This is a genomic window from Henriciella algicola (assembly GCF_003576245.1).
GTDB classification, from domain to species: Bacteria; Pseudomonadota; Alphaproteobacteria; order Caulobacterales; family Hyphomonadaceae; genus Henriciella; species Henriciella algicola.
In genome coordinates, this window is the sequence record NZ_QWGA01000003.1 from 1,127,025 (window position 1) to 1,152,801 (window position 25,777).

Genomic DNA, 25,777 nt, shown 5'->3' on the forward strand with positions numbered 1-25,777 from the left:
GCCAACTGCCGGGCTTTTTAATGTACCCCCCCAGACCGCTCACCCCCGCGAAGGCGGGGGTCTCAGCCAATTGAAGTGGGAGATTGCCTCACAAGATCCCCGCCTTCGCGGGGATGAGCGGATTGTGGACAGGCAGCGTACGGTCTCACGAGAACATTTGTGAAAGAAGCACTCCCAAAGCGGTCACGATGCAACCCGCAATGAAGCTAATTGCCCGGTCCAGCCATCTTGATCTGGCCGATCGCCTTAGTGCTGCCTCGCTCTGTCTCTAAGCAATCTCATTCCGCAATCGCATTCGGTACCCCGAATTCAAATCCCGTGGGCCTAGCATTTCGTCCGTAGAGATGAGTTCAACGACCGGAATGGCTGCTATCGCATCTTCGCAATCGCGTTTGACCGACGCTTGGAAGACCGCAACGATTTCCTGTCTCCGTAAGTCGGTAATCATGAGCTGTTCACAATGGAATTCGTGGATGGGCGAGAAAGCGCTGAGTCAAAATGACTCATCCCCGGTTAATTGTTTTCGTGAGATAGAAAAGTGACCGGGCCAACTTTGCGGGCCGACCCGGTCACCACCGTAAGTCTAGCAAACTAGACTACTTGCAAGGGGCTGGCTTCGAACGTCGATGCGTTTTTACGCGCACTGGTTTCGGGCCGGGCTTCTTGCCGACACGCACTTGGCGCGTCACTTGTTTGCAAGATTTTGGCATTCGCCATCACCTCCTTCCTCGGGCAGTGGCCCGCGCTTAAAGGCGTGCACGAGCGGAGGTCATTTGATCCTGCGCTGCTATTGGGCCCGATTCGAAAGGGAAATTGGAGTCCCTTTGTGGATTAGCGCCCAATGGCGGGACCCCGCCATTAGGCCATAGCCAGCCAAAGCCCGTTCTGGTTCAGGCGGTCAAGGCTGCCGAAGGCACGGCGTCAGCCGCTCGGCCTTGAGGGCCTGAAACGGGGCGGGCACCTACTAAGTTCGAGACACCCCCCAGACCGCTCACCCCCGCGAAGGCGGGGGTCTCAGCCAGTTAAAGTGCGGAGATTGCCTCACAAGATCCCCGCCTTCGCGGGGATGAGCGGCTGTCTCCATTCACATGAGCGCATCAGCAAGGTCACGCCAATCCGGGTTGGCCTCTTCAATCAGCCGGATCTTCCAGGCGCGTTCCCATTTCTTAATGCGGCGCTCTCGCTCAAAAGCAGACTCGCGCGTCTCGTGGACCTCCACCCAGACCAACATTTCGCAATTATACTTTGCCGTAAAACCGCCAATCACATGCTCGCGATGCTCCCACGCGCGCCGGTTTATGTCGTCCGTCATCCCTGTGTAGAGGACGCCGTGCGGCTTATTGGTCATAATGTAGACGTAGAAGGCCATGACGTCTGGTTACGTCCTCTTCTTAAAACCCGCCGTAACTTTCGTATCCGCTCATCCCCGCGCAGGCGGGGATCTCAGCCAATTAAAGTGCAGAGACAGCCTCATGCGATCCCCGCCTGCGCGGGGATGAGCGGACCTCAGAGCAACCTCACCACCACCCCAAAAAACCCAAAACAGTACGCCCCGTACAAACGCACAATCATGGTTAATTTCCGACCGGAAACAATTTTCCCGTCCGCATATCTCGTGGGTACGGCTATCCTTAATGCATGTCCCCCAACCCGCCCCAGCTGGATCAGACCCTGCAGCGCCTCTGGCAGCATCTTGCCAGACTGGCAGCCTACCTCCTGATCCTGGTCGAGCAGTCGGGGCCAGGCGCACACCCAAGCTGGATTCGCCCATCACTATTGGCAGCAGAGGCACTCACCCGCCGTCTCCTCATGCTGGAGGTACGCGCCCTCGGCCCGCTGCGCCCACACCCCGCGCGTGCCGCCCCTTCAAACCAAACCACACGCCTCGCCACCGCCTGCCCAACCCCCTCAAAGCGCGGTTTCCAGCTCACCGAGCCTATCGCGTCCCTGCGCGCAGGTTTCTGGATCGAGGGTCAGAAGAAAGGCCACTTCGGACCACGTCCGCAGCCCCGAATCCTAGAAATTCTGGACGCCCATTTACCAAAATCCGAGCCAGATAAAACGACACGTTCCAATAAAGTGGCCGAGCGGTTACACGCCCTTCTCGCCATCATTGACGACACGGCCGCCGCCACAAGGCGCCTTGCCCGCAGGATGGCCCCGCAGGCCGGCGAGACTGCCCTCATCCGGAAACGATCACCGCTCCGCGCCGGTCACCCGCCCGGCGCAAGGTCGGCCCAAGTGCCCGACTGGCTGCGCGACGGCCTCGCTGTCGTCACCGTCGAACTTCGCGCCCCGCCGCCGCTTCAATCCTGAAAGCCTACCCGCACCCGCATCGTGCGGGCGCACGCATGGGCCCAAACGAAAACGGCCCGCACCTTGTAAAGGCACGGGCCGTCATCTGATCTTCTGGAAAAGTGGTCTTAAGCGACGCGCTCAACCATCATGTGCTTGATCTTTGCGATCGCCTTGGCCGGATTGAGGCCTTTCGGGCAGACCTGCGCACAGTTCATGATGGTGTGGCATCGATAGAGCTTGAACGGGTCTTCAAGGTCATCGAGGCGCTCACCGGTGGCTTCGTCGCGGCTGTCGATCAGCCAGCGATAGGCCTGAAGCAATGCGGCAGGGCCGAGATACTTGTCGCCATTCCACCAATAGGACGGGCAGGAGGTCGAGCAGCAGGCGCAGAGAATGCACTCATAGAGGCCGTTCAGCTCATTGCGCTGTTCTTCCGACTGCTTCCACTCTTTCTCAGGCTCCGGCGTATCGGTCTTAAGGAAGGGCTGCACATAGGCGTGCTGGGCGTAGAAGTTCGTCAGGTCCGGCACGAGGTCCTTGACCACTGGCAGGTGCGGCAGCGGCGCGATCGTGATGGTCGATCCGGCAACCTCGTCCCAGCCCTTGGTACAGGCGATCGTATTGTGGCCGCCAATGTTCATCGAACAGGAGCCGCAGACGCCTTCCCGGCACGACCGGCGGAAGGCCAAAGTCGGGTCGACATTGTTCTTGATCCAGATCAGGACGTCGAGAACCATCGGACCGCAGCGGTCCATGTCCACATGATAGGTGTCCCAGCGCGGATTGCCGCCCTCTTCAGGAGAGTAGCGATAGATTTTGAACGCCTTGGTGGTCTTGGCGCCATCCGGCTTTGGCCATTCCTTGCCCTTTTTGGGCGCAGAGCCTTTGGGTAGTGTCAGTTGAACCATATCGCTCCCCTAGTACACACGCGCCTTCGGCTTGATGTACTCAATGTCGTTGGACATCGTGAACTCATGCACGGGGCGGTAGTCGATTGTCACCTTGCCGGCCTCGTCGACCCAGGCAAGCGTGTGCTTCATCCATTCTGCATCGTCGCGGTCTGCAAAGTCCTCGCGGGCATGGGCGCCGCGGCTTTCCTTGCGGTTGGCGGCTGAGTTCACCGTCACCGCGGCCTGCGCGATGAGGTTGTCGAACTCCAGCGCCTCGACAAGATCGGTATTCCAGATCAGGCCGCGATCCTTCACATCCATGCCGCCGACGCGGCTATAAATGCTGTCGATCTTCTCGACGCCTTCATCAAGGACCTCACCGGTGCGGAAGACGGCGCAATTGGTCTGCATCGCCTTCTGCATGTCCATGCGCAGCTGCGCGACAGGCTGGTCGCCCTTCGCATTGCGCACGCGGTCAAAGCGGGCAAGGTGGCTGTCGGTCTGGCTGTCGCGGATCTCAGGCTGGCTTGCGCCCGCTTCCAGCGTCGCGCCGCAGCGAAGACCTGCCGCGCGGCCGAAGACCACAAGGTCGATCAGCGAGTTGGAGCCAAGGCGGTTTGCGCCGTGGACGGACACACAGGCCGCTTCACCAACGGCCATCAGGCCTTGGACGACGCTATCCGGGTCGCCGCCCTTCTTGGTGAGAACTTCGCCGTGATAGTTCGTCGGGATGCCGCCCATATTGTAGTGGACTGTCGGAAGGACCGGGATCGGCTCTTTCGTGACGTCGACGCCAGAGAAGACTTTCGCGGTTTCCGAAATGCCCGGCAGGCGCTCTGCCAGCGTTTCTGGCGGCAGGTGTTCGAGGTGAAGGTGGATATGGTCCTTGCCCTCACCGACGCCGCGGCCTTCGCGGATCTCCACGGTCATGGCGCGCGCCACGACATCGCGGGAGGCAAGGTCCTTCACGCGCGGCGCGTACCGCTCCATGAAGCGCTCGCCGTCAGAATTGGTCAGATAGCCGCCTTCACCGCGTGCTCCCTCAGTAATGAGACAGCCTGCGCCGTAAATGCCGGTCGGGTGGAACTGGATGAACTCCATGTCCTGCAGCGGCAGGCCAGCGCGGAGCACCATGGCATTGCCATCGCCCGTACAGGTGTGAGCCGAGGTACAGGAGAAGAAGGCGCGGCCATAACCGCCGGTCGCGAGGATCGTCTTCTGCGCGCGGAAGCGGTGCAGCGTGCCATCATCGAGCTTCCATGCGGTCACACCGCGGCAGGCACCTTCCTCATCCATGATGAGGTCGAGCGCGAAATACTCGATGAAGAACTCGGTCTCTTCCTTGACGCACTGGCCGTAAAGCGTGTGCAGCATGGCGTGACCGGTACGGTCAGCGGCAGCACAGGTGCGCTGGACCGGAGGGCCTTCGCCATATTCGGTGGTGTGGCCACCGAACGGGCGCTGATAGATCTTGCCCTGCTCGTTGCGCGAGAATGGCATGCCCCAGTGCTCAAGCTCATAAACCGCCTTTGGCGCCTCACGGCAAAGATATTCGATGGAGTCCTGGTCGCCGAGCCAGTCGGAGCCCTTGACCGTATCGTACATGTGCCAGCGCCAGTCATCCGGGCCCATATTGCCCAGCGATGCGGCGATGCCGCCTTGCGCGGCGACCGTGTGCGAGCGGGTCGGGAAGACCTTGGTGATACATGCCGTTTTCAGACCCGCCTGCGCCGCGCCAAGGGCAGCGCGAAGGCCTGAACCGCCGGCGCCAACGACGACGACGTCATAGGTGTGATCGACAAACTTGTAGTCAGACATGGTGACGTTTTCCTTCCGGTGGCGGTACGGCTTCTAGAGCCCCGCCGAAATCCAGACTTTGAGAACAGAAAGGGCGGTGGCCGTGAAAAGTCCTACGCAAGCGAATGTGTTGAGGATCAGGAGACCCTGCTTCATGCCTGCCTTTTGAATGTAGTCCTCGATGACCACCTGCATACCGAGGCGCATGTGGTAGAACGCCGCGCCGAGTGTAAGAATCATCAGGATGGCATTCCACGGCTGGGCCAGCCAGGCGGTTGCGCCATCATAGCCGCCGCGGCTTGCCGCGATGACGGCATAAAGAAACCACGGGATGAGAAAGAGAAGCGCAATCGCCGAGACGCGCTGCTTGATGTGGTGGCCTGTGCCGGACTTGGCAGAGCCAAGACCACGGGCGGAAGCGGTAGGTGTCTTGAAATTCGTGCTCATGCCCGCCCCCTAGAACAGATTGGTCGCGAGCGACCAGATGATGGCGGCTGCGACAATCCCGAATGCGAAATTCACGATCGACCACATGCTGGCGGCCTTTGGGTCGAAACCAGCCTTTGGACCATCCCAGATCAGGTGGCGCAGGCCGTTCGCGAGGTGGAACAGGACCGAGACAAGCCAGAAGAAAAGAAGGATCTGTCCGACAGGGTGAAGCATCACTGCCTCCACCGTGCCATAAGCTTCTGCGCCCGATGCGAGTGCAATGAGCCACGCGCTGACCAGCAGGGCGCCAAGATAGTTGCCAACGCCGCTGACGCGGTGAAAGATCGATGAGGCCATCGTCCAGTGCCATTTCCACACTTGAAGGTGTGGTGACATCGGGCGTGGATCAGTCCACTCTGAACCTGACATTGGGGTCTCCCGAAAAATATGCCTTACGACACCGGGTTCTAGAATGGTGCAGCGCGGTGTCAACGCGACAAGAAAGGTCAAATGCGCATGAATCTCCGTTCTCTTGGTGCAGTTCTCCTGCTTTCCGTTGCGTCGCCCGCCCTCGCTCATGCGCAGTCAGAGATGGCTGATGAAACGAACGCGTCGACAATCGAACAGATCGTCATCGATTATGAGGCGCTGATCCGCTCGATCGATCCGGGTGAGGCCGCCCGTGCGCAGGACCGGGCCCCCGATCGCTGGGCCGATGTGTCACCAGAGCGGATCGAGCAGACCGCAGAAGCGGCGCGCGCCCTCCTTGCCCGCCTGCAACAGGTCGAAGACCAGTCGACGCCGGAATGGAAGATCCTCTCCCATCTCCTCGAAAGCCATATCGCCGAAGCTGAATTCGATACGGCCCGGATGCCGTTCAATGGCGACTGGGGCTTTCAGGCAGAGCCGCTCTATGCTGCCCGCCAAGTACGCATCCAGAATGAGGACGACGCCGAGGCCTGGCTGTCCCGCCTCAATGCGATCCCCCGCTACTTCAACGATCACAAAGCCAATATGAGGCGCGGCATCGAAACCGGCTGGACCTCACACAAGGACCCGCTGGCCACGACCACGGCGCAGATCAGCGAGCAGGCCAACGTAACGCCTGAGGAAAGCGGGCTTTACTCCCCGCTCAAAACCCTGCCCGACACGATCAGCCCCGAAGCGCAGGCCATGATCCAGGCGAGCGGCCGCCGCGCCGTCGCCAAGGCCATCGAGGCCTATGCGGAAGCGCTCTATTTCATGGAAGGCACCTATGCGCCCGCCGCCCGCGAAGATGCTGGCATCGCGAATCTTGAGGGCGGCAAGGACTATTACGCCGCCGCCATCGCCAATCATACTGCCGGGGCTGGCTATTCGCCCGAAGAGATCCATGAGCTCGGTGAGCGCGAAGTCGCCCGCATCCGAGGCGAGATGGAAACCATCATCGAAGAGCTCGGCTATCCCGGCAGTTTCGAAGACTTCCAGAACTTCCTGCGCACGGACGCGCAATTCTACGCCGAGACGCCAGAGGACCTTCTCGAAAAGGCCTCGCGCCTTTCAAAGCGTCTCGACGCCATCCTGCCTGCCTATTTCGGCAAGCTGCCGCGCCTGACCTATGGCGTCATTCCGGTGCCCGCTGAAATCGCGCCAGGCTATACGACGGGCCGTTACTCAAGCGGCGACCTCGAAAAAGGCATTGAGGGCAACTACCTCGTCAACACATACGCGCTCGACCAGCGCCCGCTTTATGAACTCCCGGCGCTCTCCGCACATGAAGCAGTGCCAGGCCACCACCTGCAGATCTCGCTGGCGCAGGAGCTCGAGGATGTCCCCCGTTTCCGCCAGCAGTATTACGCCACAGCTTTCGGCGAAGGCTGGGGCCTATACGCCGAGAAGCTCGCCGGTGAAGCCGGTATCTATGAGACGCCTTATGAGCGGTTTGGCGCGCTCTCCATGGAGATGTGGCGCGCCTGCCGTCTCGTCGCGGATACCGGTCTTCACTGGTACGGATGGAGCCGGGAAGAAGCCGAGGAATGCTTCACAAAGAACTCCGCGCTCGCCCCGCTCAACATCCAGACCGAGGTCACCCGTTATATCGGCTGGCCGGGACAGGCGACGGCCTACAAGATTGGCGAGCTGAAAATCCTGGAACTACGCGCGGCCGCGAAAAAGGCGCTCGGCGCGGACTTCGATATCCGTGACTTCCATGATGTGGTGCTCGGCGCAGGCGCCCTGCCCCTCGATGCCTTGGAGGCAAGGGTGGTGGCATGGATCGAAAGCGAAACGGGAGCTGGCTCGGCGATTGAGGTAGAATAGAGAGTGGCTTCGCGCCAACCGGCGCTTTCATCGCTTGCGCAGACCATAGACCCGCGCCACATGGGCGAGCCATGTATCGCTTCTTCGAACGCCGTCTGAACCCATTCCCGGAAGCCCAGGGCGGCCTGCCACCCGGCCGCTTCCTGCCGTTCGTCTGGCATTATATTCGCGGCGCCGTGCCGTGGCTGGTCGCGATGTCATTCTTCACGGCGATCATCGCGGTGGGCGAGGTCGCGCTGTTTGGCTTTCTCGGCGGGATTGTCGACTGGCTGGCAGAGGCTGACCGCGACGGCTTTGTCCAGCGCGAGGCTGGGACGCTGATCCTGATGGGCGGGGTGCTGCTGATCGGCTTGCCGCTCGCCACGCTGTTGCAGGGGCTGGTCGTCTATCAGGGCCTGATGGGCAACGTCCCGATGAGCGCGCGCTGGCGCATGCACCGCCAGATGCTCGGCCAGTCCATGAGCTTTTTCGGCAATGAGTTTGCTGGCCGCGTCGCGACCAAGGTCATGCAGACGGCGCTGTCCGTGCGCGAGTCCGTGATGAAAGTGCTCGACGTTTTCGTCTTTGTGATCGTCTATTTCGCCTCGGCGCTTGCCCTTGTCGCAAGTGCGGACTGGCGCCTCACCCTGCCGCTTATCCTGTGGGCGGTGGTCTATGGCTTCATCATGTACTGGTACGTGCCGCGCCTTGGTAAAATCGCCGAGGAGCAGGCCGACGCCCGCTCCATCATGACGGGCCGCATCGTCGACTCCTACACCAATATCCAGACCGTGAAGCTGTTTGCTCATTCCGGCCTTGAGGAAGACTATGCAAAGGGCAGTATGTCCGGCTTCCTCGGCACGGTGTACCGCCAGATGCGCATGGTCACGAGCCTCAACGCCATCGTCTATCTCAACAATTCACTCCTCGTTTTTCTGATCGCGGCTGGCGGCATCTATCTCTGGCTCGGAGAGCTGGTGACCGCTGGCGCCGTTGCTGCTGCGGTCGGCCTCGCCCTCCGCATCAAGTCCATGTCGCAATGGATCATGTGGGAAGTCGCAGGCCTGTTTGAGAATATCGGCGTCGTCTTTGACGGCATGTCGATGCTGAAAAAGCCGGTGGCCGTTGAGGACCGCGACGGCGCGCAGCCCCTGCCGCCCGTCAGCGGCGCGGTCCGCTTTGACGATGTGACCTTCCATTATGGCAAGGGCAGCGGCGTCATTGAGGGGCTGACCCTCGATATCAAGCCGGGCGAGAAGATCGGACTGGTCGGTCGCTCCGGCGCGGGCAAGACGACGCTGACCAACCTCCTTCTCCGTTTCTATGACGCTGAGGCCGGGCGCATCCTCATTGACGGGCACGATATCGCCGCCGTCACGCAGGACTCGCTGCGCTCCCAGATCGGTGTGGTGACGCAGGACACTTCCCTTCTCCACCGCTCCATCCGCGAGAATATCGCCTATGGCCGCCCCGGCGCGAGCGATGATGAGATCCTCGCTGCGGCGGGCCGCGCCGAAGCGCTCGGCTTCATCCATTCGCTAGAAGATGCGAAGGGGCGGACCGGGCTTGATGCCCATGTCGGTGAGCGCGGCGTGAAGCTGTCCGGCGGCCAGCGCCAGCGCATCGCGATCGCCCGTATCTTCCTGAAAGACGCACCAATCCTGATCCTCGATGAGGCGACCTCCGCGCTCGATTCCGAAGTCGAGGCCGCCATTCAGGGCAGCCTGTTCGACCTGATGGAGGGCAAGACCGTGCTCGCCATTGCGCACCGCCTGTCCACGATTGCGGCGATGGACCGGCTTATCGTGCTGGATCGGGGCGAGATTGTTGAACAGGGCACACATGAAGCGCTTGTTGCGGCAGGCGGACTTTACGCAGACCTCTGGTCGCGCCAGTCCGGCGGCTTCCTTGTCGAGCCGGAGCCCGCAAACGACTATTCAGAAGAGACAGATTAATGAAACTGACCATTCTCGAAACCGGATTGCCGCCGCAGGCGATGCGCGATGACTGGCCGCGCTATCCGGCCATGTTCGAAGACCTGATCGCGCCGCACCTGCCGGGCCTTGTCTGTGAGAGCGTTGCTGTCAGTTCGGGTGAACCCTTCCCGGACCTTGATGAGGTCGAAGCGCTGCTCGTGACGGGCTCTGCCGCTGGCGTTTACGAACAGCATGACTGGATGGGCCCGCTCCTCAACACGATCCAGCGCGCCGCCGCCAAGGGTGTGCCGCAGATCGGCGTCTGTTTTGGTCATCAGGCGATTGCCAAGGCGCTTGGTGCAAAAGTTGAAAAGTCCGACAAGGGCTGGGGCATCGGACGGCATGTCTATGATGTCTGTGAACGCCCGGACTGGATGGGTGATTTCTCTGCCGACACATTCTCCCTGGGTGTGAGCCATCAGGATCAGGTCCAGAGCTTGCCGCCCGGCGCGAGCGTCGTCGCGCGCTCGGATTTCTGCAACTACGCCGTTCTGGACTATGGCCGCGTGCCCGCCATCAGCTTTCAGGGTCACCCGGAATTCTCCAGCGGCTTCTGCTGCGCGCTTTATAATGTCCGCCGTGGCACCGCATTTTCCGCCGAGCGCGTCGACGAGGCCTGTGACAGCCTCGATACGCCGGTCGACAATGGCGAGGTCGGCAAATGGATGGCGAACTTCCTGCGCCAGGCGAGCAAATAAGTAACCTTGAGGCTGGAAAAGTGTCATCTTTTCATGCCATCACAGGTAGTAGACAGTTTCAGGAGACCCGCAGCCCATGATGCCCAAGCCGCGCGCCGACATTGCCCCCAACTCGATCGAGTTCGAAACCCTGCCGCTGGTCAAGCCAACTGGCTTTCGAGAATACGATGCGCGCTGGTGGTTCGGTATCCCAGGCAGCGACAAGGCACCGGAGCTGAACCTGCTGGGCGCTGAAGCACTCGGCCTTGGCATGGCGACGCTGTTCCATGAGCTTGGCGTTCAGCCGAAAGTCGTCACGGGCCATGACTTCCGCTCCATCTCGCTGCCGATCAAGAACGCGCTGAAGCTTGGCCTCGTCGCCGGCGGCTGCGAAGTTCTGGATGTCGGCCTGGCGCTCTCGCCAATGGTTTACTGGGCCCAGTTCGAGCTCGACGCCGATTGCTGCGCCATGGTCACCGCCAGCCACAATGAGAATGGCTGGACCGGTGTGAAGATGGGCGCGAACAAGCCGCTCACCTTCGGTCCTGATGAGATGGGCCGCCTGAAAGAGATTGTGCTCAATGGCGAATTTCAGCCGCGTGCCGGTGGCGGCACGTTCCGCGTCGATGGCCTGCGCGAGAAATATATCGCATCGGTGTCGGAAGGCATTTCACTGAAGCGCAAACTGAAAGTCATTGCCGCCTGCGGGAACGGCACGGCAGGCGCCTTTGCGGCTGACGCCCTTCGCGCCATGGGCGCAGACGTGATCGAGATGGACTGTAATCTCGACAACACCTTCCCGAAATACAATCCGAACCCCGAAGACTCCAAGATGCTCCACGAGATGGCGAAAGCCGTCAAAGAGCACGGCGCGGACGTTGCGCTCGGCTTTGACGGCGACGGGGACCGCTGCGGCGTGGTCGACAATACGGGCGAAGAAATCTTTGCTGACAAGATCGGCCTGATGCTGGCGCGCGACCTTTCAAAGGTGCATCCGGGCGCGAACTTCGTTGTCGATGTGAAGTCGACCGGTCTCTACAAGACCGATCCGGTGTTGAAGGAGAACGGCTCCACCGTCGATTATTACAAGACCGGCCATTCCTACATCAAACGCCGCACGACTGACCTCGGCGCGCTGGCGGGGTTTGAGAAGTCGGGCCACTTCTTCTTCCGCCCGCCGATCGGGCTTGGCTATGATGATGGCATCGTCGCTGCTGGCGCGATCCTGCAGATGCTGGATCGCAATCCTGACAAGACGATGGCAGACCTCAAGGGTGAGCTTGGCACGGCCTACACTTCGCTCACCATGTCGCCGCATTGCGATGACGAGATCAAATATTCGGTCATCGACAAGATGGTCGCCGAGTATGAAGGCATGGCCGGGAAGGAAATCCTCGGCCGCAAGGTGGTCGATGTGAACACGGTCAATGGCGCGCGCGTCACGCTGGAAGATGGGTCATGGGTGCTCGTCCGGGCATCATCGAACAAGCCTGAGCTGGTCGTCGTTGTCGAAAGCCTTCAGTCTGAAGACGATATGCGCGACCTTTTCCGCAAGGAGGTCAAACCGCGCCTCGGCAAGCACAAGGAAGTCGGGGACTACAATCAGGAAATCTAGGGCCTGACGGCCTGCCCCACCGTCTTGACCTGATGGCACAAAAATCGCACCCCTCGCCGCAAATTCGTGGCAGCAACGAAAAACAGGACTTAAAGCCATGCGCGTAGCGATGATCGGAACAGGCTATGTCGGCCTTGTCAGCGGGGCATGCTTTGCCGATTTCGGCCATGTGGTCACTTGCGTCGACAAGGATGCGAGCAAGATCGACCGGCTGAAAAAGGGCGAGATCCCGATCTTCGAGCCGGGCCTCGATGCGCTGGTTGCCCAGAATGTCGAAGCAGGCCGCCTGGCTTTCACGACGGAAGCAAAAGACGCGATTGCCAGCGCGGACGCGGTCTTCATCGCGGTCGGTACGCCATCCCGTCGCGGCGATGGTCATGCGGACCTCTCCTATGTCTACGCCGCCGCCAAGGAAATCGCCGAGCTGATGGACGGCTTCACTGTCGTCGTAACCAAGTCGACCGTTCCTGTCGGTACGGGCGATGAAGTTGAGGCGATCATCCGCGAGACCAATCCGGATGCTGACTTTGCTGTCGTCTCCAACCCGGAATTCCTGCGCGAAGGCGCGGCGATCAAGGACTTCAAGATCCCTGACCGTGTCGTGGTTGGCACCGATAGCGAGCGCGCCCGCGAAGTGATGCGGGAGCTGTACCGCCCGCTCTTCCTCAATGAGACGCCGATCCTGTTCACCAGCCGCCGCACGTCTGAGCTGATCAAGTACGCGGCGAACGCCTTCCTAGCGGTGAAGATCACCTTCATCAACGAGATGGCGGACCTCTGTGAGGCCGTTGGCGCAAACGTTCAGGAAGTCTCCCGTGGGATCGGTCTAGACGGCCGGATCGGGCGGAAATTCCTCAATGCAGGCCCGGGCTATGGTGGTTCCTGCTTCCCGAAAGACACGCTTGCCCTGACCAAGACGGCCAATGATGCAGGCTGCCCGGTGCGCATCGTTGACACGGTTGTCGAGGTCAATGCCGCCCGCAAACGCGCCATGGCCGACAAGGTCATCAAGGCGATGGGCGGCGACGTCAAAGGCAAGACGATCGGCGTGCTCGGCCTCGCATTCAAACCGAACACGGACGATATGCGCGACGCTCCATCGCTCGACATCATTCCGGCGCTCACTGAGGCTGGTGCAACTGTCCGCGCCTATGACCCGGAAAGCATGCATGAGGCAGAGAAGCTTCTCTCCGGCCTCGACTATGCCGAAAGCGCCTATGCGGCCATTGATGGCGCAGACGCCATGGTCATCATCACTGAGTGGGACCAGTTCCGTGCGCTCGACCTTGACCGGGTGAAGACATCACTCAAGAGCGACATCGTTGTCGACCTTCGCAATATCTATTCGCCTGAAGACATGGCCAAACGAGGCTTCACCTATATCAGCGTGGGACGTCCCTGATGCATCTGGCACCCCGGATCATGGTTACCGGCGGTGCCGGTTTCATTGGCTCTTTCCTGTGTGAGCGCCTGCTCGACCAGGGGGCCGAAGTTCTCTGCGTCGACAATTTCTTCACGGGCACGCGCAGCAATGTCGCGCACCTCATGGACAATCCGCGCTTTGAGCTGATGCGTCACGATGTGACCTTCCCGCTCTTTGTGGAAGTCGACCAGATCTACAATATGGCCTGCCCGGCCAGCCCGATCCATTACCAGTTCGACCCGGTGCAGACGACGAAGACGTCAGTGCATGGCGCCATCAATATGCTGGGCCTCGCCAAGCGCACCAAGGCGAGGATCCTCCAGGCCTCAACATCTGAAGTCTATGGCGACCCGGAAATCCATCCGCAGGAAGAAAGCTATTGGGGCAATGTGAACCCGATTGGCCCGCGGTCCTGTTATGATGAGGGCAAGCGCTGCGCCGAGACGCTCTGCTTTGACTATCACCGCCAGCACGGTGTGGAGATCAAGGTCGCGCGTATATTCAACACCTATGGCCCGCGCATGCACCCGAATGACGGGCGCGTCGTATCCAACTTCATCATGCAGGCACTGCGCGGTGAGGACATCACCATCTACGGCGATGGCAGTCAGACCCGCAGCTTCTGTTTCGTCGATGACCTTGTCGATGGGCTGATCGGCCTGATGAACACGGACACCGGCGTCACTGGCCCTATCAATCTTGGCAATCCGGGTGAGTTCACCATCAAGGAACTTGCCGAGCTTGTCATCGAGATGACAGGCACGTCGTCCAAGCTCGTGCAGAAGCCGCTGCCGCAGGATGACCCGCGCAAGCGAAAGCCGGACATTACCCGTGCCCGCGATACGCTCGGCTGGGAGCCGCAGGTGAAACTGCGCGACGGGCTTGAGAAGACCATCGCTTATTTCAGAGAGCTGCACGCGGCTGGCTAGCCCGACGGGCCCATCATTGCTAAAGCGCCCACAGACGCGCAGGAGGCCCAAATGAAATTCTTCGTCGACACCGCAGACACAGATGAAATCAAGTCGCTCGCAGAGGCGGGCCTGATCGATGGCGTAACGACCAATCCGTCGTTGATCGCGAAGTCCGGGCGTAACATGTCCGACGTCATCGCCGAGATCTGCGACCTAACCACCGGCCATGTGAGCGCCGAAGTCGTCGCGACCGATTTCGACACGATGGTGAGCGAAGGCCGCAAGCTTCAGAAGATTGCGTCCAATGTCGCGGTGAAGCTGCCGCTGACCATGGATGGCCTGAAAGCCTGCCGCACGCTGAGCGATGCGGGCACAGCCGTGAATGTCACGCTCTGCTTTTCTGCGAACCAGGCGCTTCTCGCGGCCAAGGCCGGTGCGGCCTATATCTCGCCCTTCATCGGCCGGCTCGACGATATGAATATCGACGGCATGGAAGTGATCGAGGAAATCCGGATCATCTATGACAATTACGGCTTCGAGACCGAAATCCTGGCCGCGTCGATTCGCAATGCGAACCATGTGAAACTGTCAGCGCTCGCCGGGGCAGACGTCGCGACGGTGCCGCCGAACGTGCTGCGCGGGCTTGCGAGCCACCCGCTGACGGATAAGGGCCTTGCCGCATTTCTCGCTGATGCTGAGAAAGCTGGCATCAAGATCTGATAGAGAGAGCGCCTCTGACGGGCGCGATATCCAACGGGCTCACGCGCCCGAACCCATAGAAAACTGAGGTAAGTTTTGACCGATACCCGATTTGACGTCGTTGGCCTTGGAAACGCGATTGTCGACGTTTTCGCCAGTGTCGAGGATTCCTTCCTGGAACAGCATGACATCCGCAAGAATGGCATGACGCTGATCGACGAAGAGCGCGCTGACGCACTGGTCGATGCCGCCCCTGAAGGCCCGCAGCTTTCGGGCGGCTCTGGCGCCAACACGATTGTTGGGGTCTCAAGCTTTGGCGGCAAAGCTGGCTATATTGGCAAGGTCGCAAAGGACACGCTGGGCGACGTTTTCCGCAAGGATATGAATGATAGCGGCATTCCGTTCGACACGCCTGCGCTCGAAGACGGCCCGGCCACCGCGCGTTGTATCGTCTTTGTGACGCCAGACGGCGCACGCAGCATGAACACCTTCCTCGGCGCCTCGGTTCTCTTCTCGGCCAGTGACGTGAACCAGCAGATGGTGAAGGACGCTGCGATTCTGTATCTGGAAGGCTATCTGTTCGATCAGGAAGACGCCAAAGCCGCTTTCGTCCACGCCTCAGAGATCGCGCAGGCTGCAGGCCGCAAGGTTGCGCTGACCCTGTCGGATGGCTTCTGCGTTGAGCGTCACCGCGAGAGCTTTCTTCACCTCATCAAGAACCATGTCGATCTCGTGTTCGCGAATGAAGACGAAGCCCTGTCGCTATACCAGACCGACAATTTCGACGAGGCGGTTGAGCGGATGCAGGCCGATGCAGGCCTTGCTGCCATCACCCGTTCCGAAAAAGGCTCTGTCGTAATCAGCCCGGAAGGCGCCGTCGCGGTTGCCGCTGAGCCGGTCGACAAGGTTGTCGATACGACCGGTGCGGGCGACCAGTATGCTGCAGGTTTTCTCTTCGGTGTCAGCCGCGGCTTGCCGCTCGAAACCTGCGCGAAGCTTGGCCATATCGCGGCTGCGGAGGTCATTTCGCATTACGGCCCACGCCCGGAAGTCTCTCTGGCAGAGCTTGCCCGCAAAGCCGGCATTGAAGTTTAGAGCAGTTCGTACTGCGCGTTTTTGTGCAGCGCGCAGTACGGCTAATTTTTTCTAAACCTGTTTGGGGCTTAATCCGGCTAACAAAAAGAAACAGGTGTGTAGATGGGCGTGGCAGACAATCTTGAACGAGAGCTGCCTTACCTGCGCCGCTATGCCCGGGCCGTAACCGGCAGCAGCCAACGCGGCGATGCGATCGTCGAGGCCGCCATCTCTTCCCTGATCGCGAATGAAGATCCAGCCGATGACCGTCTGGGCTTTTTCACCAATCTTGAAGCCGCCATTCGCGACGCCCTGCCCGACCCTCAAGCTGCGGCCGGACTTGATCCAGCTTCACGTTCACGCCGCGCACTTCTTCTGACCAGCATGGAAGGTTTTCCGGTGTCTGATGCCGCGACCATCCTTGGCTGCGGCGCAGAGGAAGTCGGTGAGCTGATGATAGAAGCCGAGCAGGAGCTCACCCGCTCCCTGCAGACCAGCGTCTTCGTCATGGAGGACGAGCCGCTTGTCGCTGCCCACATTTCCCAGATTGTCAGCGAACTCGGTCATGATGTCGTGGGGCAGGCCGTAACGCGGGATCAGGCCGTAGAGCGATGCCGCGCGCTGAAGCCAAACCTCCTCCTCGCAGACGTGCAGCTCGCGGACGGCTCCTCGGGAGCGGATGCCGCTGCCATCATTACAGAAGAGCTGGGAATACCTGTCGTCTTCATCACGGCTTATCCGCAGAAACTTCTGATGGGGCGCGATGGCGAACCGGTCTACCTGATCGCCAAACCATTCCGGCCGGATATGGTGAAAGCTGTCGTCAGCCAGGCTCTGATCCAGAAGCTCGCCGCGCAATAAAAAAATGGCCGGCGAGGTCGCCGGCCAGTTGGATGGGTTGTGGGTAGGAATGCATGTGCTTTCACTGTCCCTATGCGCACCTTCCGCGAAACGTTCCCTCTTTCATTGAGCCAGCTGCACAAACTTCGCCCTGAGCGCAAATCAGTTTAAGCGGTCCATCATGAAGTGGCGCGCGCTTGAAGATGACTGGTGCCCGGTGGCCAGAACACTTTCCCTTGTCGGGGACAGGTGGACGCTTCTTATCCTGCGTGACTGTTTTCTGGGCCAGACGCGTTTCGAAGCTTTCGCACGCTCAACCGGCGCCACCCGCCATATCATCGCAGACAGGCTGAAACGGCTCGTGACCGCCGGGCTGCTTGAGCAGAAGGCCTACCAGCAGCGACCCGTTCGCTATGACTATGTCCTGACCGAGCGCGGCAAAGAGCTCGCGCCCGCCCTGGAGACGTTCCGTGACTGGGGCCGTACGCATCTGCCTATCAGGCGATCGGCAAAGCCAAACGCTACAGAATGAACTTCGACAGGTCCGAATTGCCAGCAAGATCGGACAGCTGCGCATCGACATAATCTGCCGTGATGGTGACGGTCTCGCCCTTGCGGTCATTGGCTGTAAAGCTGATCTCATCCAGCAGGCGTTCGAGCACAGTCTGAAGACGGCGCGCGCCGATATTCTCAACAGTGTCATTCACGCGGACGGCGACATCGGCGAGCGCGTCGATGGCTGCATCCTCGAATTGAAGGTCGACCCCCTCGGCCTGCATCAGCGCCTGGTGCTGGCGGATTAGTGAGGCTTCAGGCTCGACCAGGATGCGGCGCATGTCGGCCTTGCTGAGCGGCTTCAGCTCTACCCGGATCGGCAGGCGGCCTTGCAGCTCTGGCAGCATGTCGGACGGCTTCGAGACGTGGAAAGCGCCCGACGCGATGAAAAGAATGTGGTCTGTGCGGACAGGGCCACGCTTCGTTGAGACGGTCGTGCCCTCGATCAGGGGCAGAAGGTCGCGCTGCACACCTTCGCGGGAGACATCGGCGCCGCTGCGATTGCTGCCGCCAGCGACCTTGTCGATCTCATCGAGGAAGACGATGCCATCGGATTCCACAAGGCGGATCGCTTCGCGGGTGACGCTTTCCTCATCGATCAGCTTGTCGGCTTCTTCGCCAATCAGCGGCTTGTAGGCATCGCGAACCGTGGTGCGCACGCGCTTGGTGCGCCCGCCCATCGCCTTGCCGAGCAGATCGCCAAGATTGACCATGCCCATGGAACCGCCGGCGCCTGGAATGTCCATCATCGGCATGCCAGTGCCTGTGTCCTGAAGCTCAATGTCGATATCGCGGTCGTCGAGTTCGCCATCGCGGAGCTTCCGACGGAAGACCTCACGCGTGGAGTTCTGGGCATCTTCGCCAACGAGGCTGTCGAGCAGGCGCTTTTCAGCGGCTTCGCGGGCCTGTTCCTCAACCTGTTTACGGCGCTGGGCTTTCACCATGCCCACAGCGGATTCGACGAGGTCGCGGATGATCTGTTCGACGTCGCGGCCGACATAGCCAACCTCTGTAAACTTGGTCGCCTCGACCTTCAGGAAGGGCGCATTGGCGAGCTTCGCGAGGCGGCGGGACACTTCTGTCTTGCCGACGCCGGTCGGGCCGATCATCAGGATGTTCTTTGGGGTGATTTCCTCACGCAGATCATCAGGCGCCTGTTTGCGGCGCCAGCGATTGCGGAGGGCGAGCGCGACGGCGCGTTTTGCATCGCCCTGCCCGACAATGTGGCGGTCCAGCTCGGCGACGATTTCCTTGGGGGTCAAGAGATCCATCAGTCTTTCAGGTCCAGTTTCTCGATCGAGAAGTTCGAATTGGTGTACACGCAGATGTCGGCAGCGATTTCCATGGCCTGACGGCCAAGCTTCTCGGCATCTGCTTCATAGGGGTAAAGCGCGCGGGCGGCCGACAGCGCGTAGTTGCCGCCGGAACCAACAGCCACGACATTATGCTCTGGCTCCAGCACATCGCCTGCGCCCGTAATGACCAGCGTCGTATCGCGGTCAGCGACGATCAGCAGCGCTTCCAGCTTTTGCAGGTATTTTTCCGTGCGCCAGTCCTTGGCGAGTTCGACCGCGGCGCGCTGCAGCTGGTTCGGAAACCGCTCCAGCTTCTGCTCGAGGCGCTCAAACAGGGTGAAGGCGTCGGCCGTTGCGCCTGCGAACCCGGCGAGGATGTCGCCCTTGCCGAGACGGCGCACCTTGCGCGCATTGCCCTTCATGACGGTTTGACCCATCGACACCTGGCCATCGCTCAGAATGACGACGTGGTCTTTCGTGCGTACGGCCAGGATCGTCGTCCCGTGCCACAGCGCTGAATTCTGTCTGTCTTGATCAGTCACGCCCGGTGATGTGGCGCGCGGGACCTGCCTCTGCAAGAGGCATAGCGCTTTCTCAGGCTGCAGCCGGCTGACGGTTGCGGCGGACCATCTCGATGAATTTCTCCAGGCTGACCGGCGGGCTGAACAGGAAGCCCTGATACTGGTCGCATCCGCGGCGTTTCAGGAATTGCAGCTGATCGTCGGTTTCCACGCCCTCGGCCACCGTTTCCATGCCGAGTGTTTCAGCCATGCCGAGGATCATTTCGACAATTGCCGGCGCCTGTTTGTCGTTGTGCAGGCTGGAGATAAAGGCGCGGTCGATCTTGAAGACGTCAAATGGCAGGCGGCCAAGCATGGCAAGGTTGGAGTGCCCAGTGCCGAAGTCGTCAATCGCGAGGCGCACGCCCATGGATTTGAGTGGCCCGATAACGTCCCGGAGCCGCTCAGGGTCGGTCACCGCGACGCTTTCTGTGATTTCCAGCTGAAGCAGCCGCGGAAGCAGGCCTGCCGTCGTCATGGCATCGATAAGCATGGTGCCAAGATCGTCATTCTCGAACTGGCGCGGTGAGACGTTCACAGCAATCGAGATATCATTATAGCCCATATCGGCCCATTTGGCCGCGCCCAGACAGGCCTTGCGGGTAATCTGCTCGCCAATATCGCCAATCAGGCCGCAGCTTTCAGCCACAGGGATGAAAACACCGGGCGAAACAATGCGTCCGCTATCAAGCTGCCAGCGCGCCAGCGCTTCGGCGCCGACAATCCGGCCCGTCGCGAGATCGACCTTGGGCTGGTAGACCGGTGTAAAGGCGCTCTGCTCAACGGCGGTGCGGACTTCCGATTCCAGTCGCTTCCGCGCCGCCGTCTGGCGGTCCAGCTTCGGCGAATAGAACTGCATCTCCACGCCTTCAGTGCGTTTCGCCTGAACGAGCGCAGTATACGCGCGCTTGCGGATGTCCTGTGGGTTCTGCCCGTCTTCCGGGATCATCGCGATGCCCGCGAAGGCAGTGAAGGTCACTTTCTTGCCGCCAATCGTATACGGCTCTTTCAAGCGGACGAGCAGCGACTTTGCGATGCGGTTGATTTCGTTACGCGGGCCGACGCGGTCGAGAAGAATGCCAAAATCATCGGACGCGAGCGCGAAACCGGGCCAGCGGCCATCCGGCAGGCTGTAGGCGGCCTGCTGCTCGCTCAGAAAACTCATGATCCTGCGGGAAATCGCAGACTGGACCTCCAGAACGAAAGCCGTGTCCTGATGATCGCCCTCGAGCTGCATCGGCTCTGTGTCAATCTGGATGAAGGCGGATGGAAACTCGAACGAGGAGCGCGAAATGAACTGCGTCAGCTGGCGGGTCAGCTCAGCGCCATTACCGAGGCCGGTCCGCTCATCGATATAGGCGGCGCTCACGAGACGCTCATTCTCGCGCTGAAGCTGCTGGATCCGGCGAACCAGGCTTGTGCGCAGACGGCGAAACTCAGTGAACAGGATTGATTTGTCGGCTTCCGGAAGCCCTTGCTTCAGCGATGTACGGGACACCAGATTGGTGATCTCACCCGACTGCTGCGAGACGAGATGAGCAAAAAAGTTCGCGAAGAGATAAGAGATTAAGGTTACGAGCAGGATGGCGCCCATCACGACTGGCAGGGATACGACCATGGTACCCGGCAGGGCGCGCAACATGACGAGTTCGCCGCGAACATCCCCTGCAGACGCGATTGGGTAGCGCCGGCCCTCTTCGAGGACTTGCGGCGACGCTTCGCCTGCAATCACATTGCCTTCAAGGTCAAAGGCAGCGGCGCGGCCTGGCGAAAGGCGCTCAAGTATTGCGTCCGCATTGGCAGTGTTGCCAAAAGCCAGTTCGACATAAATGCCATCAGCAACGCGCGTCGCAATCCGGTCAGAGCGTTCGGAGAGGGCATGTTCGGCGGATACGAGAAACAGAATAGAGACCGCGCTTGCTGCAACAAATGCAAGCAAAGCGGCGGCAAACGGCAGAGCGTTCGCAAAACTGATCCGCGACAAAATGCGTTCGAATGTAGACGTCCTACTCAGATGCCACCCCCATGTTCACGCGGTTACTCTCCTGCGCTAGACGGACATTCGGTGATAAACTTTAGAAATCCGTGAACAAATCTGCAGTAGCCCTTGACCGGAACACGAACTATCTCAGGCAGCGATGACAAAGACGCGCAAATCCACGATTACCCGCACGACCCGCGAGACCGATATTACGGTCACGGTGAACCTCGATGGGACCGGCAAGGCAAACGTCCAGACTGGCGTTGGCTTCTTCGACCACATGCTGGACTCGTTTGCCCGCCACAGCTTCATCGACCTCGACGTGAAGGCCGATGGGGACCTGCACATCGATGCCCACCACACGGTCGAAGATACCGGCATCGTGATCGGTCAGGCCATCAAGGATGCGCTGGGCGACTTTGCGGGCATCACCCGCTTTGGCCATGCCTACATTCCGATGGACGAAACGCTGAGCCGCGCCTCAGTCGACCTCTGCAAGCGGCCTTACCTTGTCTGGAAAGTGGATTTCCGGCGCGACAAGATCGGCGACATGGACACTGAACTCTTCAAGGAGTTCTTCCACGCGCTCGCCGGAAATGGCGGCATGTGTCTGCACATCGAGAATCTCTATGGTGAGAATAATCACCACATCGCAGAAAGCTGCTTCAAGGCGGCGGCCCGCGCTCTGCGCATGGCGGTGACGCCTGATGAGCGCCTCGGCGGCAAACCCGCATCGACAAAGGGCAGTCTCTAGGACTGCCCTTTGCGGATTTTCTTTTATTTGCGGTAGTCGAGCGGCGGTTCCCGGTCGCCGAGCAGTGACTTGTACTCGTAGTCCTCACCGCGCTTTTCCTCGAACTCTTCCCATGCCGCTTCGACAAGCGCCGGGTTCTGGTAAAGCTCGATAGCGGCTGCCGTCAGCGTCTTGGCGGCAAGCTCTGTGCCTTTCTCGCCGATGGACATGCCGCTTGCAGCGACGGCCTGCCAGCTATGGGCAGACGTGCCTGGCACCCAGGTTGCCGTGCGCAGGCCGACGGTCGGGGCCGCGAACGAGACATCACCCACATCGGTCGAGCCATAGCCGAGCGAGACATCATAGGCCTGCACCTCCTCCTGCGAGCCAAGCTCATTGCGGGGATTGTCGAAGGTGGAGACGATGTTCTCAGCAAACTGCTGTTCTTCGGCGGTGTAGGTGATGCCGCCAAACTCACGCAGCTTGCTGTCCATCATCTTGGCCAGCGTTTCGTTGACGAGCAGCGGATTGTTGCCGTGGATGACTTCCCAGTCGACCTCTGTGCCCGTGCCCATGGCGGCGCCGCGTGCGGCATTCTCAAGGCGCGCCCAGATCTGCTCGACGCCTGAAGGGTCAGGATGGCGGACATAATAAAAGACCTCGGCAAAGTCCGGCACCACATTCGGGGCTTCGCCGCCCGAAGTGATGACATAGTGCATGCGGGCATCCTGCGGGATGTGCTCATGCATCATGTTCGCCATCATGTTCATCGCCTCGACACCGTCGAGGGCCGAGCGGCCACGCTCTGGTGCGCCAGCGGCATGGGCGGACTGACCCGAAAAGCGGAACTTCGCCGAACGATTGGCAAGCGAGGTGGATGCGGCAGCCGAGTTGCGGTCTGACGGGTGCCAGTGAAGCGCGATGTCCACATCATCGAATAGGCCTGCGCGGACCATATAGACCTTGCCGCTGCCGCCTTCTTCGGCGGGCGTGCCGTAAAGGCGGATCGTGCCCGTTGCGTTATTGTCCTCCAGCCAATGCCGGATTGCGACGGCCGCAGAGACTGAGCCCGCGCCGAAGAGATTATGGCCACAGGCCTGGCCTGCATGCTTGTTCTCAACAGGTGCACGCATGGGGCTGGCGCTTTGATTGATGCCCGGCAGCGCGTCCATCTCTGCAAGGATGGCGATCACAGGCTCGCCTGAGCCGTATTCAGCTATAAAAGCGGTTGGGATATCTGCGACGCCCGCCTCAATGGTGAAACCTTCGGCGGCGAGCTGGTCCTGGAGCAGTTTCGAGGAACGGTTCTCCTGATACCCAACCTCGGCCCAATCCCAGAGGCTCATCGCGATTTCGGAGATCATCTCCGAGCGCTGCTCAACGAGTGAGCTAGCAGTGTCAGTCGATGGGTCAGCGGCGGCAGGCAGGGCCAGCGCGGCCGATGCAATGCCAGCGGCCAGAAGCGGGGGAATCAGGCGCATAAAATGGTCTCCAATATGATCTGATGCGCGACCTTGCTTCACCCATTCACATCAATCAAGCCAAGGCCACTTTTACTTCGGCGCTCGCATCGCTATGAGCGCAGGCGATGACCGATCTCGTTCTCATAGATTATGGCTCCGGCAATCTTCATTCGGCCGAACGCGCCCTGAATGAAGCTGGCAAGGCATGTCCGGGCGGCGCATCAGTGCGCGTGACGGATGACCCGGACGCTGTGCGTAGGGCAGACCGGATCGTGTTGCCCGGTGTTGGCCATTTCGCAGATTGCGCACGGGGGCTGTTTGCCCGCGAGGGCCTTGTCGAGGCCTTGAGCGAAGCCGTCATGCAGCGCGGTGTGCCGTTTCTCGGTATTTGCGTCGGCCTGCAGCTGCTCGCGACGCGCGGACTGGAAGATGGCGTGACCGCCGGGCTGGACTGGATCGCCGGCGATGTTGACCGGATTGAACCCGGGCCCGGCCTCAAAATCCCGCATATGGGCTGGAATGGTCTGGAAATACTGCGCCCTCACCCCGTCCTGAGTGACCTTGGCGATGATCCGCATGTCTACTTCACCCACTCCTACAGCTTTCGGGCACGCGATGAGGCGGACGTACTGGCGCAGACGGACTATGGCGCCCCGCTGACGGCAGCGATCGGCCGAGACAATATGGTCGCCACCCAGTTTCACCCCGAAAAAAGCCAGCGCGTGGGGCTCAAGCTTCTCGCCAATTTCCTTCAATGGAGCCCGCAATGACGACGCCTTTCGAGCTCTGGCCTGCCATCGACCTCAAGGACGGCAATTGCGTGCGCCTCCTGCGCGGCGAAATGGATCAGGCGACGACGTTCAATCCGGACCCGGCCGATCAAGCCGCCCGCTTCAAGGCAATGGGGTTCGACCGGCTGCATGTCGTTGACCTCAATGGCGCATTTGCGGGCGATAGCGCCAATGGCGACGCCGTCCGTGCGATCCTGTCCGCTGTGGATGTGCCGGTCCAGCTTGGCGGCGGTATTCGCACACTGGCGCAGATCGAAGCCTGGCTAGAAGCTGGTCTTAGCCGCGTGATCCTCGGCACCGCGGCCCTGCGAGACCCGGAACTGGTGAAAACGGCAGCAAAAGCCTTCGAGAACCAGATCGTCGTCGGTATCGATGCCCGCGATGGGCGCGTCGCTGTCGAAGGCTGGGCAGAAACCTCCGACATGGAAGCGGTGGATCTCGCGCAGCAGTTCGAAGGCTGCGGCGTGGCCGCGCTTGTCGTGACAGATATTTCGCGCGACGGCATGAAGAGCGGCATCAATGTCGACTTCACCGCGAAGATAGCGAATGCGGTGTCCATTCCGGTCATCGCATCTGGCGGCCTTGCCAGCGTGAAGGACATCACTGATCTCAAATCGGCTGGCGGCGAACGCGCTGTGGCGGGCACCATTCTTGGCCGTGCGCTCTATGATGGTGACATTGACCCGGCAGAAGCCATTCAGGCCGCAGGGGCGCGCTAGATGCTAAAGTCCCGCATCATCCCCTGCCTCGATGTGAAGGATGGGCGCACCGTGAAGGGCGTCAATTTTGTCGATCTGCGCGATGCGGGTGACCCGGTGGCGCTGGCCAAGGCCTATGATGAAGCGGGCGCAGATGAACTTTGCTTCCTCGACATCACAGCCAGCCATGAAGGGCGCGGCACAATGCTGGACGTTGTCCGCCGCACGGCTGAGCAATGCTTCATGCCGCTGACGGTTGGCGGCGGCGTGCGGAGCGGTGACGACCTCGTCCAGCTGCTGCGGTCGGGCGCTGACAAGGTGGCTATCAATTCGGCTGCTGTGGCCAATCCGGGCGTGATTTCTGAGTGCGCAGCGCGTGCAGGCAGCCAGGCGGTCGTGGTTGCGATCGATGCGCGCCAGACCGGCGACCATTGGGAAATCTTCACCCATGGCGGGCGCAAGCCGACCGGCATTGATGCCGTCGAATTTGCGCGCGAGGCCGAAAAGCGCGGCGCAGGTGAAATCCTGCTCACCTCCATGGACCGCGACGGGACAAAGTCCGGCTATGACATTGCTCTGTTGAAAGCGGTCACCTCAGCGGTAAATCTTCCTGTGATTGCTTCGGGCGGTGCCGGGTCCGCAGCCGACCTGCCCCCCGCAATACTCGAAGGCGGCGCGACGGCCGTGCTCGCCGCCTCGATCTTCCATTTTGGCGAAGTCAGCCTCGATGAGGCGCGCAAAGCCCTTTCAGACGCCGGTGCGCCGGTGCGCCCCCTCTAATGACGACTGGACAAA

At 60.6% G+C, this 25,777-nt stretch carries 24 protein-coding genes; 15 read left to right on the plus strand and 9 right to left on the minus strand.

Translation table 11 applies throughout. From position 1 onward, the window contains the following. Positions 1-1,084 precede the first annotated feature (1,084 nt). Positions 1,085-1,369 carry a GIY-YIG nuclease family protein gene (locus D1222_RS06020; RefSeq protein ID WP_119453285.1) on the minus strand — a complete coding sequence of 95 codons (285 nt, stop codon included), beginning with the start codon at positions 1,367-1,369 and terminating at the stop codon, positions 1,085-1,087. 269 nt (positions 1,370-1,638) lie between these two features. Between D1222_RS06020 and D1222_RS06030 the strand changes: the two genes are divergently transcribed. Then, positions 1,639-2,316 carry a hypothetical protein gene (locus D1222_RS06030; protein WP_147371821.1) on the plus strand — a complete coding sequence of 226 codons (678 nt, stop codon included), beginning with the start codon at positions 1,639-1,641 and terminating at the stop codon, positions 2,314-2,316. Between the two features lie 107 nt (positions 2,317-2,423). On the opposite strand, the gene D1222_RS06035 is transcribed toward D1222_RS06030, so the two are convergent. From D1222_RS06035 to sdhC, 4 genes are read right to left on the minus strand one after another with little or no spacing between them, the layout of a single operon-like run. Beyond that, positions 2,424-3,206 carry a succinate dehydrogenase iron-sulfur subunit gene (locus tag D1222_RS06035; RefSeq protein WP_119453288.1) on the minus strand — a complete coding sequence of 261 codons (783 nt, stop codon included), beginning with the start codon at positions 3,204-3,206 and terminating at the stop codon, positions 2,424-2,426. Positions 3,207-3,215: 9 nt separating this feature from the next. Further along, the gene (gene sdhA, locus D1222_RS06040; protein WP_119453289.1) at positions 3,216-5,006 is read right to left on the minus strand and encodes a succinate dehydrogenase flavoprotein subunit; all 1,791 of its coding nucleotides are present in this window, start codon (positions 5,004-5,006) and stop codon (positions 3,216-3,218) included. Between the two features lie 33 nt (positions 5,007-5,039). Further along, positions 5,040-5,432, minus strand: coding sequence for a succinate dehydrogenase, hydrophobic membrane anchor protein (gene sdhD, locus D1222_RS06045; RefSeq protein ID WP_119453290.1), 393 nt, complete (start codon positions 5,430-5,432; stop codon positions 5,040-5,042). Between the two features lie 9 nt (positions 5,433-5,441). Beyond that, positions 5,442-5,843 carry a succinate dehydrogenase, cytochrome b556 subunit gene (gene sdhC, locus D1222_RS06050; protein ID WP_119453291.1) on the minus strand — a complete coding sequence of 134 codons (402 nt, stop codon included), beginning with the start codon at positions 5,841-5,843 and terminating at the stop codon, positions 5,442-5,444. A 162-nt stretch (positions 5,844-6,005) separates the two neighbouring features. Here sdhC and D1222_RS06055 point away from each other — a divergent pair, with 162 nt between their 5' ends. The 10 genes from D1222_RS06055 (at position 6,006) to D1222_RS06100 (ending at position 17,438) form a co-directional block, all read left to right on the plus strand. Next, entirely contained in the window at positions 6,006-7,712 is a 1,707-nt protein-coding gene (locus D1222_RS06055) for a DUF885 domain-containing protein (RefSeq protein WP_233348531.1), read from the plus strand. A gap of 71 nt (positions 7,713-7,783) precedes the next feature. Further along, a complete protein-coding gene (locus D1222_RS06060) occupies positions 7,784-9,646 on the plus strand; it encodes an ABC transporter ATP-binding protein (protein ID WP_119453293.1) in 1,863 nt (620 codons plus the stop codon). Next, positions 9,646-10,365, plus strand: coding sequence for a type 1 glutamine amidotransferase (locus tag D1222_RS06065; RefSeq protein ID WP_119453294.1), 720 nt, complete (start codon positions 9,646-9,648; stop codon positions 10,363-10,365). Before D1222_RS06060 ends, D1222_RS06065 begins: the two co-directional genes overlap by 1 nt. 79 nt (positions 10,366-10,444) lie before the next feature. Next, positions 10,445-11,959, plus strand: a complete 1,515-nt coding sequence (locus D1222_RS06070; protein ID WP_119453749.1) for a phosphomannomutase/phosphoglucomutase — start codon at positions 10,445-10,447, stop codon at positions 11,957-11,959. Between the two features lie 97 nt (positions 11,960-12,056). Next, a complete protein-coding gene (locus tag D1222_RS06075) occupies positions 12,057-13,361 on the plus strand; it encodes a UDP-glucose dehydrogenase family protein (protein ID WP_119453295.1) in 1,305 nt (434 codons plus the stop codon). Then, entirely contained in the window at positions 13,361-14,311 is a 951-nt protein-coding gene (locus tag D1222_RS06080) for a UDP-glucuronic acid decarboxylase family protein (protein WP_119453296.1), read from the plus strand. The genes D1222_RS06075 and D1222_RS06080 overlap by 1 nt, the downstream gene beginning before the upstream one ends. A 51-nt stretch (positions 14,312-14,362) precedes the next feature. Further along, positions 14,363-15,013 (plus strand): fructose-6-phosphate aldolase, encoded by a 651-nt coding sequence (gene fsa, locus D1222_RS06085; protein ID WP_119453297.1) that lies wholly within the window; start codon positions 14,363-14,365, stop codon positions 15,011-15,013. A 75-nt stretch (positions 15,014-15,088) separates the two neighbouring features. Continuing rightward, positions 15,089-16,087 carry an adenosine kinase gene (locus D1222_RS06090; RefSeq protein WP_119453298.1) on the plus strand — a complete coding sequence of 333 codons (999 nt, stop codon included), beginning with the start codon at positions 15,089-15,091 and terminating at the stop codon, positions 16,085-16,087. 108 nt (positions 16,088-16,195) lie between these two features. Continuing rightward, the gene (locus tag D1222_RS06095) at positions 16,196-16,927 is read left to right on the plus strand and encodes a PhyR family response regulator anti-anti-sigma factor (RefSeq protein WP_182481876.1); all 732 of its coding nucleotides are present in this window, start codon (positions 16,196-16,198) and stop codon (positions 16,925-16,927) included. A gap of 160 nt (positions 16,928-17,087) precedes the next feature. Further along, positions 17,088-17,438, plus strand: a complete 351-nt coding sequence (locus D1222_RS06100; protein ID WP_119453300.1) for a winged helix-turn-helix transcriptional regulator — start codon at positions 17,088-17,090, stop codon at positions 17,436-17,438. Here the strand turns inward: D1222_RS06100 and hslU are convergent. Genes hslU through D1222_RS06115 form a run of 3 tightly spaced genes read right to left on the minus strand, consistent with a single transcriptional unit; the run spans position 17,428 to position 21,255 of the window. Further along, a complete protein-coding gene (hslU, locus tag D1222_RS06105) occupies positions 17,428-18,732 on the minus strand; it encodes an ATP-dependent protease ATPase subunit HslU (RefSeq protein ID WP_119453301.1) in 1,305 nt (434 codons plus the stop codon). The genes D1222_RS06100 and hslU overlap by 11 nt on opposite strands. Continuing rightward, positions 18,732-19,298, minus strand: a complete 567-nt coding sequence (hslV, locus tag D1222_RS06110; protein ID WP_119453750.1) for an ATP-dependent protease subunit HslV — start codon at positions 19,296-19,298, stop codon at positions 18,732-18,734. The genes hslU and hslV overlap by 1 nt, the downstream gene beginning before the upstream one ends. Before the next feature lie 52 nt (positions 19,299-19,350). Beyond that, the gene (locus D1222_RS06115; protein WP_119453302.1) at positions 19,351-21,255 is read right to left on the minus strand and encodes a putative bifunctional diguanylate cyclase/phosphodiesterase; all 1,905 of its coding nucleotides are present in this window, start codon (positions 21,253-21,255) and stop codon (positions 19,351-19,353) included. A 199-nt stretch (positions 21,256-21,454) separates the two neighbouring features. Here D1222_RS06115 and hisB point away from each other — a divergent pair, with 199 nt between their 5' ends. Then, positions 21,455-22,051: an imidazoleglycerol-phosphate dehydratase HisB gene (gene hisB, locus D1222_RS06120; RefSeq protein ID WP_119453303.1), complete on the plus strand. Its 597-nt coding sequence runs from the start codon at positions 21,455-21,457 to the stop codon at positions 22,049-22,051. A 23-nt stretch (positions 22,052-22,074) separates the two neighbouring features. Here the strand turns inward: hisB and D1222_RS06125 are convergent, their stop codons facing one another. Beyond that, positions 22,075-23,511, minus strand: coding sequence for an amidohydrolase (locus D1222_RS06125; RefSeq protein ID WP_119453304.1), 1,437 nt, complete (start codon positions 23,509-23,511; stop codon positions 22,075-22,077). A gap of 107 nt (positions 23,512-23,618) precedes the next feature. On the opposite strand from D1222_RS06125, the gene hisH reads away from it, so the two are divergent. The 3 genes from hisH to hisF are packed head-to-tail and all read left to right on the plus strand — an operon-like array spanning position 23,619 to position 25,762. Continuing rightward, positions 23,619-24,263: an imidazole glycerol phosphate synthase subunit HisH gene (gene hisH / locus D1222_RS06130; protein ID WP_119453305.1), complete on the plus strand. Its 645-nt coding sequence runs from the start codon at positions 23,619-23,621 to the stop codon at positions 24,261-24,263. After that, positions 24,260-25,003, plus strand: coding sequence for a 1-(5-phosphoribosyl)-5-[(5-phosphoribosylamino)methylideneamino]imidazole-4-carboxamide isomerase (gene hisA, locus D1222_RS06135; protein WP_119453306.1), 744 nt, complete (start codon positions 24,260-24,262; stop codon positions 25,001-25,003). Before hisH ends, hisA begins: the two co-directional genes overlap by 4 nt. Continuing rightward, entirely contained in the window at positions 25,004-25,762 is a 759-nt protein-coding gene (gene hisF / locus D1222_RS06140) for an imidazole glycerol phosphate synthase subunit HisF (protein WP_119453307.1), read from the plus strand. Positions 25,763-25,777: the final 15 nt, after the last annotated feature.

Coding starts and splice junctions, on each gene's coding strand:
- D1222_RS06020 (WP_119453285.1), bottom strand. CDS start 1,369: ATGGCCTTCTACGTCTACATTATGACCAATAAGCCGCACGGCGTCCTC.
- D1222_RS06030 (WP_147371821.1), top strand. CDS start 1,639: ATGTCCCCCAACCCGCCCCAGCTGGATCAGACCCTGCAGCGCCTCTGG.
- D1222_RS06035 (WP_119453288.1), bottom strand. CDS start 3,206: ATGGTTCAACTGACACTACCCAAAGGCTCTGCGCCCAAAAAGGGCAAG.
- sdhA (WP_119453289.1), bottom strand. CDS start 5,006: ATGTCTGACTACAAGTTTGTCGATCACACCTATGACGTCGTCGTCGTT.
- sdhD (WP_119453290.1), bottom strand. CDS start 5,432: ATGAGCACGAATTTCAAGACACCTACCGCTTCCGCCCGTGGTCTTGGC.
- sdhC (WP_119453291.1), bottom strand. CDS start 5,843: ATGTCAGGTTCAGAGTGGACTGATCCACGCCCGATGTCACCACACCTT.
- D1222_RS06055 (WP_233348531.1), top strand. CDS start 6,006: ATGGCTGATGAAACGAACGCGTCGACAATCGAACAGATCGTCATCGAT.
- D1222_RS06060 (WP_119453293.1), top strand. CDS start 7,784: ATGTATCGCTTCTTCGAACGCCGTCTGAACCCATTCCCGGAAGCCCAG.
- D1222_RS06065 (WP_119453294.1), top strand. CDS start 9,646: ATGAAACTGACCATTCTCGAAACCGGATTGCCGCCGCAGGCGATGCGC.
- D1222_RS06070 (WP_119453749.1), top strand. CDS start 10,445: ATGCCCAAGCCGCGCGCCGACATTGCCCCCAACTCGATCGAGTTCGAA.
- D1222_RS06075 (WP_119453295.1), top strand. CDS start 12,057: ATGCGCGTAGCGATGATCGGAACAGGCTATGTCGGCCTTGTCAGCGGG.
- D1222_RS06080 (WP_119453296.1), top strand. CDS start 13,361: ATGCATCTGGCACCCCGGATCATGGTTACCGGCGGTGCCGGTTTCATT.
- fsa (WP_119453297.1), top strand. CDS start 14,363: ATGAAATTCTTCGTCGACACCGCAGACACAGATGAAATCAAGTCGCTC.
- D1222_RS06100 (WP_119453300.1), top strand. CDS start 17,088: ATGAAGTGGCGCGCGCTTGAAGATGACTGGTGCCCGGTGGCCAGAACA.
- hslU (WP_119453301.1), bottom strand. CDS start 18,732: ATGGATCTCTTGACCCCCAAGGAAATCGTCGCCGAGCTGGACCGCCAC.
- hisB (WP_119453303.1), top strand. CDS start 21,455: ATGACAAAGACGCGCAAATCCACGATTACCCGCACGACCCGCGAGACC.
- D1222_RS06125 (WP_119453304.1), bottom strand. CDS start 23,511: ATGCGCCTGATTCCCCCGCTTCTGGCCGCTGGCATTGCATCGGCCGCG.
- hisH (WP_119453305.1), top strand. CDS start 23,619: ATGACCGATCTCGTTCTCATAGATTATGGCTCCGGCAATCTTCATTCG.
- hisA (WP_119453306.1), top strand. CDS start 24,260: ATGACGACGCCTTTCGAGCTCTGGCCTGCCATCGACCTCAAGGACGGC.
- hisF (WP_119453307.1), top strand. CDS start 25,004: ATGCTAAAGTCCCGCATCATCCCCTGCCTCGATGTGAAGGATGGGCGC.